Here is a 14,489-nt window from a genome sequence, read left to right as displayed (position 1 = left end):
GGCAGTGGAGAGGCTGAGCCTGCGAGAGCGCATCGCCCGACTGCTGGTGGTGCGGGCCAGCGGTCATCTGGCCGACGGCCAGCGCCGCTATCCCCGCTGGGAGCTGGACAACGGCGAACTGCAGCAGCTGCTCGAGCTCGGGGTGGGCGGCGTGATCCTGCTGGGAGGCAGTGCCGCCGAGCTGGCGCTGCGCTGCCGGATGCTGCGCCGCTGGGCCGGCGGCCGGCGGCTGCTGCTCTGCGCCGACGTGGAGGAGGGCGTGGGTCAGCGGTTCGAGGGAGCCACCTGGCTGCCGCCGCCCCTCGGTCTCGAGCGGCTCTGGCAGAGCGCTGCCGGCGAGGAAGCCCGGGAACTGGCCGCACGCTACGGAGCCTGCACCGCCCGGCAGGCCCGTGCGGTGGGGCTGAACTGGCTTCTGGCACCGGTGTGCGACGTCAACAACAACCCGGCCAATCCCGTCATCAACGTGCGGGCCTGGGGCAGCAGCAGCGCCTGCAGCGCCGAGCTGACCAGTGCCTTCATCCGCGCGGCCCAGGCCGGGGGCGTGCTGTGCTGCGCCAAGCATTTCCCGGGCCACGGCGACAGCGACGTGGACTCCCACCTGGATCTGCCGGTGCTCCCCCACGACCTCGCCCGACTCGAGGCGGTGGAGCTGCCGCCCTTCCGCCGGGCGATCGCAAGCGGTGTCGCCAGCGTGATGACAGCCCACCTGAGCCTTCCCGCCCTCGATCCGGAGCAGCCCGCCACCCTCTCCCGGGCGGTGCTGCACGACCTGCTGCGGCAGCGCCTGGGCTTCCAGGGGCTGGTGGTGACCGATGCCCTGGTGATGGAGGCCATCAGCGCCCGCCATGGCCCGGGGGAAGCCGCCGTGCGGGCCTTCGCCGCCGGCTCCGACCTGCTGTTGATGCCGGCCGATGCCGGCGCCGCCCTGGAGGCCCTCGAAACGGCCTTCCTGACTGGCCGCCTCTCGACGGACGACCTGGAGGCGAGCCTGCAGCGGCGGCAGCGGGCCCTTGAGCAGCTGCCGCACGAAGATGACGACGGGCCGGACCCGGAGCGCCTGGCGACCCTGGAGCAGGGGGAGGACCGGGCGCTGCGGCAGAGCCTGCTGCTGCGGAGCCTGGAGCAGAGCGGCTCGAGCGGTCCCGCCCGCGGGCCGGGGCTGAATCTGATCCGCGTCGACTCGACGCTGCAGTGCCCGCCCCTGGCCGGACTGGCCCCGGCCGTGATCTGGCCCGAGCGCGACGGCTGGACCACGCGGATCATCGATGGGCGCAGCCCCGATCCCTGGACCGACCGCGAGGAGCGGCCCCTGGCGAGCGAGCGTCTGCCGGAGGGGCCGGTGCTGCTGCAGCTCTTCATCCGGGGCAATCCCTTCCGCGGCCGCAGCGACGCGCAGCGGCGCTGGAGTGCCGTGGTGCGGCAGCTGCAGCAGGAGCAGCGACTGGCGGCTCTGATCGTCTACGGCAGCCCCTACCTCTGGCAGGCGCTCAGGCAGGAGCTGGCGGAGGGGGTGGCCGGCGTGTTCAGCCCGGGCCAGATGCCTGACGCCCAGGCCCTCTGCCTGCAGCGGCTGGGCTGGAGCAGCGCAGCGGGACCCGACGCCGGCTTCACCGACTGACTCCGGCGTGGCGGGATCGCTCCTCCGGTCCGCCTTCTACCCTCCCCGCAGCGGAGCCGGGCCGGATGCTGAGCCTCTCGATGATCGTGCGCGATGAGGCGGAGCGACTGGAGGGCTGCCTGCAGTCGGTGCAGGGCGTGGTGGACGAGATGGTGGTGGTGGACACCGGCTCGCGCGATGCAACCGTGGCCATCGCCCGTGCCGCCGGCGCCACGGTGCACACCATCGCCTGGCCCGGGGATTTCGCTCCGGCCCGCAACCAGGCCCTGCAGTGGGTCCACGGCGACTGGGTGCTGGTGCTCGATGCCGATGAACGCCTCCGGCCCGAGGTGGTGCCCGCCCTGCGGGCCCTGATGGCCGAGCCCGATCTGCTGCTGATCAACCTGATCCGCGTCGAACTGGGGGCGCGGCAGTCGCCCTACTCAAGCGTCAGCCGCCTGTTCCGGCGCCATCCGGAGCTGGCCTGGAGCCGCCCGTACCACTCGATGGTGGACGACAGCGTCCGTGCCTTGATCGAACGGGAACCCCACTGGCGGGTTGCTGACTGCCCGGAACCGGCGCTCCTGCACGACGGCTACAGCCCGGAGCAGCTGGCGGACGGCGCCAAGGCGGCCCGGCTGCGCGACGCGATGCAGGCCGAACTGCAGCAGACCCCAGCCGATCCCTACGCCAGCGCCAAGCTGGCCGGGCTCGAGATCAGCGCCGGCCGCATCCAGCAGGCCCTCGAGCTGATCCGAGCGGCACTGGAGCACTGCCCCCGGGAGCGGAGCAGCGAGCGCTACGAACTGCTCTTCCACCGCGGCCTGGCCCTGGCGGAACGGGATCCCGCCGCTGCCGCCGCCAGCTACGCCGAAGCCATCGACCTGCCGGTGCCGGCGCGGGTCAGTGTCGGGGCCAGGCTCAACCTCACGGCCCTGCTGCTCCGCAACGGCGACAGCCGGCAGGCGATGGCGATCGCCGAGGAGACGAGCCGCGTCGCTCCTGACCTGGGGCTGGCCTGGTTCAATCTCGGGCTGATCCGACGCCAGGCCGGCGATCTCAGCGGCGCGACCGCCGCCTACACCCGGGCCGCCGCATGCGACCCGGAGCATGCCGAGACCCACCAGAACCTGGCCGTGGCCCAGCTCCTCAGCGGCGAGATCCAGGGCGCCCGGCGCGGCTTTGCCACCGCCATCGCTCTGCTCGAGGCCCAGGGCCGCAACGGGGAGGCCCATGCCCTGCGCCAACGGCTGGAGGGTCTGGTGAAGGTGGCGCCATGACCCGCCCCCTGATCGGTGTCACACGGGCGGCCGGCCAGCTGTCCCAGGCGCGGCGGCTGTTCGAGGCCGCCGGCGCCGATGTGCTGGATCTGCCGGCCCTCGAGATCGGCCCGCCCGACAGCTGGGGCCCGCTCGATGACGCCCTGGCCGAGTGGGATCAGTTCCACTGGATTCTCTTCTCCAGTGCCAACGGCGTGGAGGCGGTGGAAGCCCGTCTGGCGCGGCAGGGGCGGAGCCTGAGCCGCCGGCCCCGGGGGCTGCGCCTGGCGGCGGTGGGTCGCCGCACCGCCGAGGTGCTCGAGGCGCAGGGGGCCGCCGCCGATTTCGTGCCGGCCGATTTCGTGGCCGACAGCCTGATCGACACCTTCCCGGTGTCGGGCTTCGGGCTGCGGATGCTGCTGCCACGCGTGCAGAGCGGCGGCCGCACCCTTCTGGCCGAGGCGTTCGGTGAGGCCGGCGCCCGGGTGGTGGAGGTGGCGGCCTACGAATCGCGCTGTCCCCGGGCCTGGCCCGAAGCGACGGTGACGGTCCTGAGGGAGGGGGCGCTGGCGGCGATCACCTTCAGCAGCGGCAAGACGGTGCGCCACAGCGTCGCCCTGCTGCAGCAGCACTTCGGCGAGCACTGGCGGGAGCCGCTGCGGGACACGGCGCTGGTGTCGATCGGCCCCCAGACCAGCCGGACCTGCCGGGAGCTGCTCGGGGAACCGGACGCGGAGGCCGACCCCCACGATCTGAACGGACTGCTGGCCGCCTGCCGGCGGGCCACGCCGCACCGGGACTGGGGCTCAGCTGCGGGCGGCGGGGGCTGACCCCCTCTCGACCAGATCGCGGAAGCGGTTGAGATTGGCCTGGAGCTCACGGTTGACGATGCCGCCGAGAGCCTTCGGCTCCATCAGCGGGGCCAGGATCCCGGGCAACTCGTAGGAGACGGTGAGCTTGACCGCTGTCCGCTGCGGCGTCATCGAATAGAAGCGGACGGCGCCGCGGGTGGGCAGACCGCCCACGGAATGCCACTGGAGCCGCTGGGCCTCCACCCGATCGCTGATCCGGGCCTTCCAGGAGAAGCGGAACCCCTGAGCCGCCAGATGCCACTCGGTCAGATCGGGATCCTCAAGGGTGGTGACCGATTCGATCCAGCGCATCCAGCGGGGCATCGCCTCGAGGTCGCTCCACACGGCCCAGACCTGCTCCAGAGGAGCCTGAACCTCGGTGGTGACCGTGTGTTCCAGCCAGCGTCCCATGGGCGTTCAGGCCGCGGCGGCGTTGCGGGCCAGCTGGGCCTCGCGGCCGAGAATGGCAGCGGCGGCGAGACGTCCGCTCATCGTGGCTCCTTCCATCGAGTCGATGTAGTCCTGGCGGGTGTAGCTGCCGGCGAGGAAGAGGTTGGGCACCGGAGTGGCCTGTGCAGGACGGTAGGGCTCCATCCCCGGGGCCTCTCGATAGAGGGACTGGGCCAGCTTCACCACGTTGCTCCAGGTGAGGGTGAGATCCCGGGCCGAGGGGAAGAGCTCACGCACCTGGGCATCGGTGTGGGCCACGATCTCCTCCTTGCCGCGACTGATCCAGGGGTCTCCGGGGGTCAGCACGCACTGAAGCAGAGAGCCCTGACCGGGGCGGCGGTAATCGACCGGGCTGGCCAGCGCCAGATCCGCGAAGCAGCTGAAATCGGCATCCGCGGTGTACAGGAGGTTGTCGAGCCCGGCCGGTCGGTCCAGGTCACGCCGCCGCTGGCCCGAGGCGGCATCGTCGCCCAGTTCCGTGACCCAGCCGTCGTATCGGAGCTGCACCGTGGCCACCGGCACGGCCTCCAGCTCATGAATCCTCTGGAACTGGGGATAGCGGTTCCACTCCGGCGGCAGGACCCGCTGAATTCCGGGCACATCGCAGGCGAGCAGGTAGCGATCGGCGGCGATCTCCCGGTCGCCCTCCGGAGTGCCGAGGGTCAGGCCCACGACCGTCGGCGCGTCGCTGCCCTTGTCGTCCTCGTGCCGCAGCTGCTTGAGGCGGTGGCGGAGGTGCAGCCGTCCGCCGCGGGCCTGGATGTAGTCGAGGATCGGGCCGGTGAGCCAGCGGTGCGGCGAACCCTGCAGCAGGTTCAGGCGGGAGGCTTCGGTGCGTGCCGCGAACATCATGAAGATGGTGAGCATGCAGCGGGCCGAGATGGTCGCGCAGTCGATGAAACCCAGTGCGTAGGCGATCGGGTTCCACAGACGCTCGATGCTGCGCTCGCTGCCGCCATGGCTGAGAAACCACTGGCGGAAGCTGACGGAATCAAGCCTGCGGATCGTCCCCATGGCGCCCTCGTAATCGACCAGACCGCGCACGATCGGGGAGGTGCCCAGGGCCAGGGCGTTGCGCAACTTGTCCACCCAGCTCAGCTGAGCGGTGGTGAAGAAGGCCTTGAGGCCGTTGAACGGCGCCCCGACGGGGAAACGGAAATCAAGGGCGCGCACATCGGCCCCCTTGTTGACGAAGAGGTGGTGGTGCTCCTTGGGTAGCAGGTGATCGCGAGCCCCCACCTTCTCCATCAGCGCGAAGAGGTTGGCGTAGTTGTAGAAGAAGACGTGCAACCCCATTTCGATGTGGTTGCCCTGGGGGTCCTCCCAGCTGCCCACCTTGCCTCCGGGAAACGGACGGGCTTCGTAGAGGTCCACCTCATGACCGTTGTCCACCAGATCAACGGCCGCGGCGAGGCCCGCCAGACCGGCACCAATGATCGCGACGTGCACGCTGACACCCGACAGTGACGGAACTCTATGGAGCCGTGCCGGCAGGGCGCGACGCCGGGGGAGGGCGGATGTTGCGGCAGGCTCCGTTCACGCTGCATAGGATCGTCCCAGCACGATCCGCTCCGTCGGATCACTCACCAATCCCTGCCCGCCATGGCGACTCAGAGTCCTGAAGCCGCGCCGTCCGCCCTGACGGGCGAAGCCAAAGCGCAGGCCCCCGCAGCGGCCGGCCACACCGGCACCGACGGCAAGGGGATCCTGATCACCGACGCCGCCATGCAGCAGCTCGCCCGCCTCTGCAGCGAGCAGGGCGAGAACAGCGTTCTCAGGGTCGGGGTTCGCTCCGGAGGCTGCAGCGGCATGAGCTACACGATGGATTTCGTGTCCGAAAGCTCGATCCAGTCCGGCAGCGACGAGGTGTACAGCTACGCCACGGCCGACGGTCAGCAGTTCCGCGTGGTGAGCGATCCCAAGAGCCTGCTCTACATCTACGGCCTGCAGCTCGACTTCTCATCCGCCCTGATCGGCGGTGGCTTCAACTTCACCAATCCCAATGCGAGCCAGACCTGCGGCTGCGGGTCCAGCTTCGCGGTCTGAGGAGCGGGCAACGGACGCCATGGGAGGCTGACCCCCACACCCGCCGGCCGCCATGCCCACCAGCTGCGACTCGCTCTTCGAGCAGGCGCTTGAGCGCTACCGCAACGGCGCCGAGGCCTCTGCGCTTCTGCCCGATTTCGAAGCCATCACCAGCCAGGCCCCCCGCCAGGCCTCGGGCTGGATCTGCCTGGCGTGGCTGCAGCTGCTCACCGGCGATGGCGAGGACGCCCTGCGCTCGGCCCGCACCGGCGTCCGGCTCAGTCCCCAGGATCCCCAGGCGCGCATCAACCTGGCGCTGGCCCTCCTGGCCACCGGTGCGGCCGGCGTGCGCGATCAGATCCAGGTGGTGCAGCGCATCCTGTCCATGGCCCCCGATCTGGGCACTGAGCTGCGGGAGTCCATTGAGGACGGCCTGAAGCGGCGCCCCGACTGGAAGGAGCTGATCAAGGTGAAAACCTGGCTGGACCTTTGAGCGCCATCCTGCTGCTGAGCAACGGTCACGGAGAGGACCTCAGCGGCAGCCTGATCGGCGCGGAACTCCAGGGGATGGGCCATCGCGTCTCGGCCCTGCCCCTGGTGGGCACCGGTGAGCCCTACCGGCGCGCCGGACTGGCGGTGCTGGGCCGGCCCCGCTCCTTCAGCACGGGCGGGCTCGGCTACACGAGCTGGCGCGGCCGCCTGACCGAGCTGCGTCAGGGCCAGGTGTTTCACCTGCTCGACCAGGCCCTGCTCCTCCTGCGCCGGCGCCACGCCTTCGCGCTGGTGGTGGTGGTGGGGGATGTGATCCCGGTGGTGCTGGCCTGGCTGAGCGGCAGGCCCGTGGCCACCTACCTGGTCGCCTACTCCAGCCATTACGAAGGCCGGCTGCGGCTGCCGTGGCCCTGCGCCCCCTGCCTGCGCAGCCGGCGGGTGGCGCGCCTCTTCTGCCGCGACGCCCTGACGGCGGACGATTTGAGTGGGCAGCTGAGGCGCCGCTGCGATTTCCTGGGCAATCCCTTTCTCGATCCCGTCTGCCCGCCGGCCGCTGCGGCGGTCACCGCGCGCCCGGGCCGTCTGGGCCTGCTGCCGGGCAGCCGGCTGCCCGAGGCCGGCGCCAACCTGATGGAACTGCTGGCGGTGCTCGAGCACCTGCCGGCTGAACGCTCCTCGCAACTGGAGATCGAAGCCGCCCTGGTGGGCGATCTCACGGGGGCCTCGCTCGCGGCTCCGGCGGCGGATCGGGGCTGGCAACTCCGGCAGGACGCCACGGGGACCCAGCTGGAGCGCCCGGGCTGCCGGGTGCATCTGCGCTGGGGGGCGTTCAGCGACGTGCTGGGCCGCAGCACACTCCTGCTGGCGATGACCGGAACGGCCAGCGAGCAGGCCGTGGGACTGGGCCGGCCGGTGCTCCAGGTGCTCGGTCATGGCCCCCAGTTCACCGCCGCGTTCGCCGACGCGCAGCGACGCCTGCTCGGCCCCACCGTGGTCTGCGCCGCAGGAGAGGCTGGCAGCGACGGGCATCACCGGGCGAGCGCCCAGCTGCTGCTGTCGCTGCTGGACGCGCTGTCAGGGGAGAAATCCGGTGCACTGCAGCAGCGCTGCCGCAGCATGGCGGCGCAGCGGATCGGCCCCCCCGGCGGCAGCCGCAGAATGGCCGAGGCGATTCACTCCCTGCTGGCTGAGCCTGCCGACCATGCCTGACGACACGTCCCCCGGGCCCCTGACCGTCGCCCGCACGCTGCTGGACCGCGTGCTGGTGGCGGATGTGTTTCTGGTGCTGGGCGGGGCGGTCTGGTTCCTGATCGCGGTGCTGCTCCACGCCCGCGCGATCGATGCGCCCCTGACCCTGTTCAAGAGCCTCTGGGAACCGCTGTTCACCCCGGCGATCGGGCTGCTGATGGCGGCCAGCCTGATCAGCGGTGCTCTGGGCTGGTGGCAGCGGCGAGGGCCTGGTCGATCCCGGGAAAGCGGAAGCTGAAACCGGTCTCCGGCAGCCGCTCGGAGGCCACCTGCTGCCCTTCCAGAACCACCCGGGCGCCATCCCCCAGCAGAATCCTGAGGATCGGGGCCGGAACCGGCAGCAGGCTCGGGCGCGAGAGGGCTGCCCCCAGCCGGCGAGAGAGGGTGGCCATGGTCACCGGATCGGGGGCCACGGCGTTGTACACCCCCCGGAAGATGTCCTCCTTCAGGGCGGCGATGATCAGGCGGCAGAGATCCGTGCGGTGGATCCAGCTCATCCACTGGGATCCGTCGCCCACCGGTCCGCCGAAGCCGGCCCGGAACACCGGCAGCATCTTGCCCAGCGCCCCCCCGTCGGGCCCCAGAACGATGCCGATGCGCAGCAGCACGACCCGCGTGGCCTCGGGGGCGGCCGTGGCGGCGGCCTCCCAGCGGCTGCAGAGGTCGGCGAGGAAGTCGCCCCCCGCTGGGCTGGATTCAACGAACCGCTGCTCGGGATCGGTGCCGTAGAAGCCCACTGCCGAGGCGTTCACGAGCACAGCGGGCGGGGTCTCCAGCGAGGCCATCGCCCGGCAGAGGCCGGCGGTGGTGCGCAGGCGGCTGTCCTGAAGGCGCTGCCGGTGGGCCGGCGTCCAGCGCTGCTCGGCGATCGGTTCACCGGCCAGATTCACCACCCCCTCGGCCTCCGCCAGGGCGCTCTGGAGGCGCGGATCACTCCAGCTGGCCTCCTCCGCCGGGTCCAGCTGCAGGCAGCGCAGGCCGGGGTGCTCCAGACCGGCGGGATGGCCGCTCCGCCGGCTGATCAGGGTGATCGTGTCACCCGCCTCCAGCAGCATCGGCACCAGCTCACGGCCCACGAAACCGCTGCAGCCGATCAGGAGAAGACGCATGGGGGCAGCCAGACAGGCCCAACGCTAGGGGTGGGGTGGTTCCGGCCGGGGTTGCGGCAGCGGCGCGGCCAGCCCGAGCCATTCGGCCAGGGGGACCAGGGTGAACCCCTGGATCAGCAGCCCGAACAGCACGACCGTGAGGGCCAGGGCGGGCATCCAGGCTCCCCAGGGAATCGAGCTGTCGGCGGCCTGGATCGCCACGGCGATCGGCACCGCACCCCGCAGGCCCACGCAGCAGGCGAAGTGGCGCTCCGGCACGGAAAAGCCGGCCCCCATCAGGAGTCCATGCACCATCACCAGGCGCACCAGCAGCAGGAGCACGAACAGCCCCAGGCCCATGGGCAGCAGCCGCACCACATCCGGGGGGGCCACCACCAGCCCCATGCAGAGGAACAGCAGCAGCTCGGCCATCTTGGCGAAGCCCGCGTGGGCCTCCTCGAGCACCCCCCGGTCCAGCCGGCTGCTGTTGCCGATCACCAGGCCGGCGATGTAGGCCGCCAGCAGTCCGCTGCCGCCCAGCGCCTCGGTGCCACCGGCGATCAGCATCAGCAGCGCCAGGCTCACCACCGCCAGCAGGGATGAGTCGCTGATGGAGGGGCGGCTCAGCAGAAGCTGGTGGGCCAGGGTTCCGCCGAGGAAGCCGAGCAGGATCCCGAGCAGGAACTGGCGCAGCACCGCTGCCACCAGCACCGCCGGCTCGGCCGAATCGCCGCCGGCCAAGGCCAGCGCCAGGCCGGCCAGCACCACGGCCATCGGATCGTTGAAGGCCGATTCGGCTTCGATCAGATCAAGCAGGCGCTTGGGCAGGCGATCGGTGAGGGGCCGCAGCAGGGCGAGCACCGCGGAGGCATCGGTGCTGCAGAGCATGGCCCCCACGAACAGGGCCAGGGGCAGATTGACCGGTCTCGAGAGCAGGGGGCTCTCCATGGCCGCCAGGATCACCACGGTGATCAGCAGAGCCGTGAGCAGGGCGCCGGCTGTGGCCAGCCGGCTGGCGGGCCGCAGCACCGAGCGCATCTGGCGCCAGTTGGTGGTGAGCCCACCGAAGAACAGAACCAGCACCAGGGCCACCTGGGTGATCTCCTGAGCGTGGGCGAGGGTGAGCAGGGGCTCCACCGGACTGGGCTCCGCCGCTGTGTGAGGAACCGCCAGATCCACGCGGTTGTCCACCAGCAGGCCGAGCACCAGCACCATCAGGATCCCGGGCAGGCGGATGCGGGCGGCGATGTCATCCAGGAACACCGCCACCACCAGCAGGGCACCGAAGGTGGCCAGGAACAGGGCCAGGGTTGCGTCCACGGGCGCCGCTTCGATGGGTGGGTTCTAGCCTGCCGCTGCCGCGAGAACCCGTCATGGCCGATCCCGCCCCCGCCAAAGCCCCGGCCCTGCGCAAGGGAGCCCTGGTGCGGGTGAATCGCGAGGCCTACAACGGCAGCATCGAGGCCCGGGCCAGTGATCCCATCCCGCCGGCCTACATCTTCGAGGGGCCGGGCGAAGTGCTGGTGGTGAAGGGTCCCCACGCCCAGGTGCGCTGGCGCCTGCCGGTGCCCGACGTGTGGCTGCCGGTGGCTCAGCTGGAGGCCTGCCCGGCCGCCTGAGTCGGCCGGGCCGCCGGTTGCGGGTCCGTTTCACCCGCAAGGGCGCGCTCCACCGAGGCCGCCGCTTCGGGGATGGCGCGGCGGGCCTGGGGCAGGCGCCAGAGCCGACCGCTCAGCACCGCAGACAGCTCCCGCAGTCCGCGCAGCACCGGCTCGTCCGGGGCCTGGCGGCTGCCGCGATCCGCGGTGGCCAGCGCACGCCAGGGGTTCCAGTCGGCCAGGGCCACCACAGCGCCGTAGGCGCTGGGCCAGGGGGAGGTCCTCTCAATGGCCTCCAACCGGGCGAAGGCCGCGCCGGCTGCGGTGGGGCGGTTGTCGAGCACGGCCAGAAGGGCCAGCTGCCAGAGCGCATCGCGATCGGCCGGATCCCGCTCCAGGCGGGCACGGGCCGACTCACGCACCGCTTCGCGGTAGGTCCTGTGGCCATCGACCATGTGCTCGACGGCCACTTCTGCGAACACGGGCTCCAGACCCGCCGGCCCGGCAGCCATGCCGGCGGCCAGTCCGCGGAAGCGCTCCGCGAAGACCGGCGGGTCCGGTGCCTCATCGCGGCGGTGCCAGAGCTCGTAGGCCCCGCCCTCCGGCCGCGGCCATCGGCCCTGCAGCTCGAACAGGCCGCTCTCGCGCACAGCCCGGCTCAGCTCCAGGGCGGCCTCGGAGACCGATCCCTGGTCGCCTTCGGCCAGCACCAGCCATGTGCTGCGCTCCAGCGCCGGAGCGATCTCGCCCTGATGGCTGCCCAGCTGACGACCGACCAGCCGCCCGCCGGAGCGGCGACCGAAGTAGCTGACGTTGTGCTGGTTCAGATCCGGCGTGCTCGGCACGACAATCAGGGTCCGCGGCGGCCGCTGCGGATCCGCTCCGCCGGCCGCCGCCACGATCGCTTCCAGCGGTCCGCGGGGCCGGTCCTCGAGCCGCACGAGCTGGTTGCGGAGGCCGGTCCAGGCGGACGCCAGCAGGGCCGCCGCCAGGGCCAGGACCGGCAGAGGCCGGCCGAGCCGGCGAAGCGGCGGGCCCCAGGCCCACCAGCCGCGGGCCAGCAGGATGACGACCAGCGGCAGCAGGGGTGCGATGTAGCGGTCGCTCTTGTTGGGGCTGAGGGTGGTGAGCAGCCAGCCACCGGCGAGGCAGCCCAGCAGCCACCACCAGGGCGAGTCTCGATCGGGAACCACGGCGCACAGCCGCCCCAGGACTCCCTCGAGGCCGGATCGACGCCAGCGGATCAGGCCCAGGCCGATCAGGCCCGCGAGGCCCACCAGGAGCATGGAGACGCCCACCTGCTCCGGCAGCAGACGGGCGTACCAGAGCCAGCTCTCCAGCGAGAGCAGGGAAGGGTCACCCTCCCGCGCCGCCGACTCGATCACCGCTCGGTTGGTGCCGCCGAGCGTGGTGATCCAGTTGTGATGGAGCCAGGGAACGAGCGCCGCGAGCACCAGCAGCAGGCCGGCGGCGATCTGGCGCCGGCCGGCGGGCCGACGGGCGGCTGCGGTGCAGGACCAGAGCAGGGCCGGCAGCAGGGGCAGGAGGGCGCTCTGCTTCACCAGCAGCGCCGCCGCGACCGCCGCGGCCGCCGGCAGCGCCTGGTGCCAGCGGCCGCCGGAGAGCGGTGACCACCACGCCCCGAGGCGCCAGAGGGCCAGCACCACCAGCGCCGTGAGCGGGATCTCCAGGACGTAGTCGCTGCGGAGGGCCAGCAGCGCCGGGGTGAGGGCCACCAGGGCGGTGGCCAGCAGGGCGAAGGCCCGGCCGGCCAGGGCCCGGCTCCAGCCGGCCACCACCACCAGCAGCAGGGCGTTCCAGAGGCTCAGGCTCCAGGCCGCCTGGGAAGGGTGATCGCCGGCCGCCGCCATCACACCGGCGTTCACCAGCGAGGCCAGGGGGGGATCTTCGGGGAGAGATCCAGGAGCGCATCCCACCCCTGCCAGCCACCGCCGGGCAGCCAGCCCAGCGCCCGGCCGTGATCCAGGGCACTGTTGAGGTAGTCGGCCTGATCCCAGGCCGGCAGTCCGGTGCTGGCCTGCCACCAGAGGCGATCGGCGGCCGTGGCGATCAGCACGATCGCCATCACGGCGAGCGGGAAGGCCCATGGGCGCTGGGAGCGGACCCGGTCGGGGGTGGATCGCGGGGAGGTGCTGCGCATGGATGGTTCCGCTCCGCCTCAGGCGCCCTGCAGACGGCGGCGCTCGGCCTTGAGCTCACGGCGGCGGCGGCCGGCCTCGCGCAGCATCTCGCGACCATCGCGCAGGTAGCTGTCCACGTAGCCCATCGTGTAGCGGTCCAGCTCCACCAGGGCGTCCTTCACCTGGGCGAGGCAGTGGTACAGGCTCAGCCCGAATCCGCGCGCCGCCGGGGGCGTGGGTGTGGAGCGGAACAGGGTCTCCACGGTCTCCAGCTTGCGCTGGCTCTGCTCCAGGTAGCTGCAGAAGGTCTCCATCAGTCCGTCGTCGTAGGGATCGGCGGCCAGGTCCCGCAGGTGAGCGGGGAAGGGATTGATCACCTGGCCCAGCAGGCGATCGATCGGGGCGTACACCACCCGCAGCCAGCGGACCAGGTCCGCATCCTGCTCCGCCCGGGCGCGCGGACGGCTCCGGACGGACGCTCCGGCGGCGCCGGCGGGAGCATCAGCACGGGACACGGCGCCGGCGGGCGCCGAACGGCGGTCGTAGGCCCGGCGGCGGTCGCCATCGCCGAGCACCTCCCAGGCGGCGTTGATGGCGAGCATGCGCTGCTCATCACCGCCGGCATCGGGATGATGGCGCTTCACCAGCGACCGGTAGGCGGCCTTGATCGCCGCGCCGCTGGCGCTGCGGGGCACACCCAGCACGCGATAGGGATCGGGCAGCGGCGCCGGGGCCATCAGAGCAACGCTCCCGCCGCAGGGCTCAATGGAGCGTCGCTGAACATCGGCGTGGAGAGATAGCGCTCCCCGAAGCTGGCGAGAATCACCACGATGCGGCGACCCTCCATGCCCTCACGGCAGCCCACGGCCAGGGCCGCCGCCACGGCGGCACCGCTGCTGATGCCGCTCAGCAGCCCCTCCTCCCGGGCCAGTCGGCGTCCGATCTCCATCGCCCGCTCATCGCTGACGGTCACGATCTCATCGATCAGGCTCCGGTCGAGCACCGGCGGAACAAAACCGGCGCCGATGCCCTGAATGCGATGGGGACCGGCCGGGCCACCGGAGAGCACGGCGCTGGCCTCCGGCTCCACCGCCACCATGTGCAGCGCTGGACGGCGCGCTCGCAGCACGCCGGCGCAGCCGGTCAGGGTGCCGCCGGTGCCCACGCCCGCCACCAGGGCATCGAGCTGCCCGTCGCAGTCGGCCCAGATCTCCTCGGCGGTGGTGGCCGCGTGCACGGCCGGATTGGCGGGATTGGTGAACTGCTCCAGCTGCACGGCTCCCGGGATCGACTCCACCAGCTCGCGGGCCCGCTCGATCGCGCCGGCCATGCCGTCCTGGCCGGGCGTGAGCTGCAGCTCGGCTCCGTAGGCCCGCAGCATGGCCCGCCGCTCCACGCTCATCGTGTCGGGCATGGTGAGAATGAGCCGGTAGCCCCGCGCGGCGGCCACCATGGCCAGAGCAATGCCGGTGTTGCCGCTGGTGGGCTCCACCAGCACGGAATGACCCGGCAGGAGTCGTCCCTCCCGCTCCGCCGCCTCCACCATCGCCCCGGCGATGCGGTCCTTCACCGAGGCGGTGGGATTGAAGCTCTCCAGCTTGGCCACCAGTTCGGCCCGGCAGCCTTCGGCGGCGGGAATCCGGTTGAGGCGCACCAGCGGCGTGCGGCCCACCAGAGCCGTGATGTCGGAGGCGATGGCCATGGTCGGGTCGTGCGGGACACCGGGGGAATAGCGGT

At 71.9% G+C, this 14,489-nt stretch carries 16 protein-coding genes; 8 read left to right on the top strand and 8 right to left on the bottom strand.

Annotated elements, in window-relative coordinates:
- The first annotated feature begins 4 nt into the window (after positions 1–4).
- From EVJ50_RS12450 to EVJ50_RS12440, 3 genes are all read left to right on the top strand, one after another.
- Positions 5–1,621 (top strand): glycoside hydrolase family 3 N-terminal domain-containing protein, encoded by a 1,617-nt coding sequence (locus tag EVJ50_RS12450; protein WP_225322934.1) that lies wholly within the window; start codon positions 5–7, stop codon positions 1,619–1,621.
- Positions 1,622–1,686: 65 nt separating this feature from the next.
- Positions 1,687–2,880 carry a glycosyltransferase gene (locus tag EVJ50_RS12445; RefSeq protein ID WP_150884339.1) on the top strand — a complete coding sequence of 398 codons (1,194 nt, stop codon included), beginning with the start codon at positions 1,687–1,689 and terminating at the stop codon, positions 2,878–2,880.
- Positions 2,877–3,689, top strand: a complete 813-nt coding sequence (locus EVJ50_RS12440; RefSeq protein ID WP_150884337.1) for a uroporphyrinogen-III synthase — start codon at positions 2,877–2,879, stop codon at positions 3,687–3,689. The genes EVJ50_RS12445 and EVJ50_RS12440 overlap by 4 nt, the downstream gene beginning before the upstream one ends.
- Here the strand turns inward: EVJ50_RS12440 and EVJ50_RS12435 are convergent.
- Positions 3,666–4,121: an SRPBCC family protein gene (locus tag EVJ50_RS12435; protein ID WP_150884335.1), complete on the bottom strand. Its 456-nt coding sequence runs from the start codon at positions 4,119–4,121 to the stop codon at positions 3,666–3,668. The genes EVJ50_RS12440 and EVJ50_RS12435 overlap by 24 nt on opposite strands.
- Before the next feature lie 6 nt (positions 4,122–4,127).
- The gene (zds, locus tag EVJ50_RS12430; protein WP_150884334.1) at positions 4,128–5,609 is read right to left on the bottom strand and encodes a 9,9'-di-cis-zeta-carotene desaturase; all 1,482 of its coding nucleotides are present in this window, start codon (positions 5,607–5,609) and stop codon (positions 4,128–4,130) included.
- 153 nt (positions 5,610–5,762) lie between these two features.
- Between zds and EVJ50_RS12425 the strand changes: the two genes are divergently transcribed.
- From EVJ50_RS12425 to EVJ50_RS12410, 4 genes are read left to right on the top strand one after another with little or no spacing between them, the layout of a single operon-like run.
- A complete protein-coding gene (locus tag EVJ50_RS12425; protein ID WP_150884333.1) occupies positions 5,763–6,206 on the top strand; it encodes an iron-sulfur cluster assembly accessory protein in 444 nt (147 codons plus the stop codon).
- Between the two features lie 52 nt (positions 6,207–6,258).
- Complete coding sequence (locus EVJ50_RS12420; RefSeq protein WP_150884332.1) at positions 6,259–6,678, top strand: M48 family metallopeptidase; 420 nt, start codon at positions 6,259–6,261, stop codon at positions 6,676–6,678.
- Positions 6,675–7,886 (top strand): lipid-A-disaccharide synthase-related protein, encoded by a 1,212-nt coding sequence (locus tag EVJ50_RS12415; RefSeq protein ID WP_150884331.1) that lies wholly within the window; start codon positions 6,675–6,677, stop codon positions 7,884–7,886. The genes EVJ50_RS12420 and EVJ50_RS12415 overlap by 4 nt, the downstream gene beginning before the upstream one ends.
- A complete protein-coding gene (locus EVJ50_RS12410; protein ID WP_150884330.1) occupies positions 7,879–8,163 on the top strand; it encodes a hypothetical protein in 285 nt (94 codons plus the stop codon). The genes EVJ50_RS12415 and EVJ50_RS12410 overlap by 8 nt, the downstream gene beginning before the upstream one ends.
- On the opposite strand, the gene EVJ50_RS12405 is transcribed toward EVJ50_RS12410, so the two are convergent.
- Together EVJ50_RS12405 and EVJ50_RS12400 are read right to left on the bottom strand one after the other, a co-directional pair.
- The gene (locus EVJ50_RS12405) at positions 8,099–9,034 is read right to left on the bottom strand and encodes a TIGR01777 family oxidoreductase (RefSeq protein WP_150884329.1); all 936 of its coding nucleotides are present in this window, start codon (positions 9,032–9,034) and stop codon (positions 8,099–8,101) included. The two genes, EVJ50_RS12410 and EVJ50_RS12405, sit on opposite strands and share 65 nt — an antisense overlap.
- Positions 9,035–9,058: 24 nt before the next feature.
- Positions 9,059–10,333, bottom strand: coding sequence for a cation:proton antiporter (locus EVJ50_RS12400; RefSeq protein WP_150884328.1), 1,275 nt, complete (start codon positions 10,331–10,333; stop codon positions 9,059–9,061).
- Between the two features lie 53 nt (positions 10,334–10,386).
- On the opposite strand from EVJ50_RS12400, the gene EVJ50_RS12395 reads away from it, so the two are divergent.
- Positions 10,387–10,632, top strand: coding sequence for an NAD(P)H-quinone oxidoreductase subunit O (locus tag EVJ50_RS12395; protein ID WP_150884327.1), 246 nt, complete (start codon positions 10,387–10,389; stop codon positions 10,630–10,632).
- Here EVJ50_RS12395 and EVJ50_RS12390 read toward each other — a convergent pair.
- The 4 genes from EVJ50_RS12390 to cysK are packed head-to-tail and all read right to left on the bottom strand — an operon-like array spanning position 10,605 to position 14,454.
- The gene (locus EVJ50_RS12390) at positions 10,605–12,497 is read right to left on the bottom strand and encodes a 4-amino-4-deoxy-L-arabinose transferase (RefSeq protein WP_370455504.1); all 1,893 of its coding nucleotides are present in this window, start codon (positions 12,495–12,497) and stop codon (positions 10,605–10,607) included. The two genes, EVJ50_RS12395 and EVJ50_RS12390, sit on opposite strands and share 28 nt — an antisense overlap.
- Positions 12,494–12,772 (bottom strand): hypothetical protein, encoded by a 279-nt coding sequence (locus EVJ50_RS15415; protein ID WP_370455503.1) that lies wholly within the window; start codon positions 12,770–12,772, stop codon positions 12,494–12,496. Before EVJ50_RS15415 ends, EVJ50_RS12390 begins: the two co-directional genes overlap by 4 nt.
- A gap of 18 nt (positions 12,773–12,790) precedes the next feature.
- Positions 12,791–13,489: a J domain-containing protein gene (locus EVJ50_RS12385; RefSeq protein WP_191964775.1), complete on the bottom strand. Its 699-nt coding sequence runs from the start codon at positions 13,487–13,489 to the stop codon at positions 12,791–12,793.
- The gene (gene cysK, locus EVJ50_RS12380; RefSeq protein ID WP_150884326.1) at positions 13,489–14,454 is read right to left on the bottom strand and encodes a cysteine synthase A; all 966 of its coding nucleotides are present in this window, start codon (positions 14,452–14,454) and stop codon (positions 13,489–13,491) included. Before cysK ends, EVJ50_RS12385 begins: the two co-directional genes overlap by 1 nt.
- Between the last annotated feature and the right edge of the window lie 35 nt (positions 14,455–14,489).

It is taken from the genome of Synechococcus sp. RSCCF101, assembly GCF_008807075.1.
In the GTDB taxonomy this organism is placed as follows: Bacteria; Cyanobacteriota; Cyanobacteriia; order PCC-6307; family Cyanobiaceae; genus RSCCF101.
The sequence above is the reverse complement of the archived record's forward strand: the minus strand, read 5'-3'. Positions and strand labels throughout refer to the sequence as shown.

Bases quoted from the DNA above. Each gene is read 5' to 3' on its own strand.
- EVJ50_RS12445 (WP_150884339.1), top strand. From the start codon at position 1,687: ATGCTGAGCCTCTCGATGATCGTGCGCGATGAGGCGGAGCGACTGGAG.
- EVJ50_RS12440 (WP_150884337.1), top strand. From the start codon at position 2,877: ATGACCCGCCCCCTGATCGGTGTCACACGGGCGGCCGGCCAGCTGTCC.
- EVJ50_RS12435 (WP_150884335.1), bottom strand. From the start codon at position 4,121: ATGGGACGCTGGCTGGAACACACGGTCACCACCGAGGTTCAGGCTCCT.
- EVJ50_RS12425 (WP_150884333.1), top strand. From the start codon at position 5,763: ATGGCGACTCAGAGTCCTGAAGCCGCGCCGTCCGCCCTGACGGGCGAA.
- EVJ50_RS12420 (WP_150884332.1), top strand. From the start codon at position 6,259: ATGCCCACCAGCTGCGACTCGCTCTTCGAGCAGGCGCTTGAGCGCTAC.
- EVJ50_RS12410 (WP_150884330.1), top strand. From the start codon at position 7,879: ATGCCTGACGACACGTCCCCCGGGCCCCTGACCGTCGCCCGCACGCTG.
- EVJ50_RS12405 (WP_150884329.1), bottom strand. From the start codon at position 9,034: ATGCGTCTTCTCCTGATCGGCTGCAGCGGTTTCGTGGGCCGTGAGCTG.
- EVJ50_RS12395 (WP_150884327.1), top strand. From the start codon at position 10,387: ATGGCCGATCCCGCCCCCGCCAAAGCCCCGGCCCTGCGCAAGGGAGCC.
- EVJ50_RS15415 (WP_370455503.1), bottom strand. From the start codon at position 12,772: ATGCGCAGCACCTCCCCGCGATCCACCCCCGACCGGGTCCGCTCCCAG.
- EVJ50_RS12385 (WP_191964775.1), bottom strand. From the start codon at position 13,489: ATGGCCCCGGCGCCGCTGCCCGATCCCTATCGCGTGCTGGGTGTGCCC.
- cysK (WP_150884326.1), bottom strand. From the start codon at position 14,454: ATGGCCATCGCCTCCGACATCACGGCTCTGGTGGGCCGCACGCCGCTG.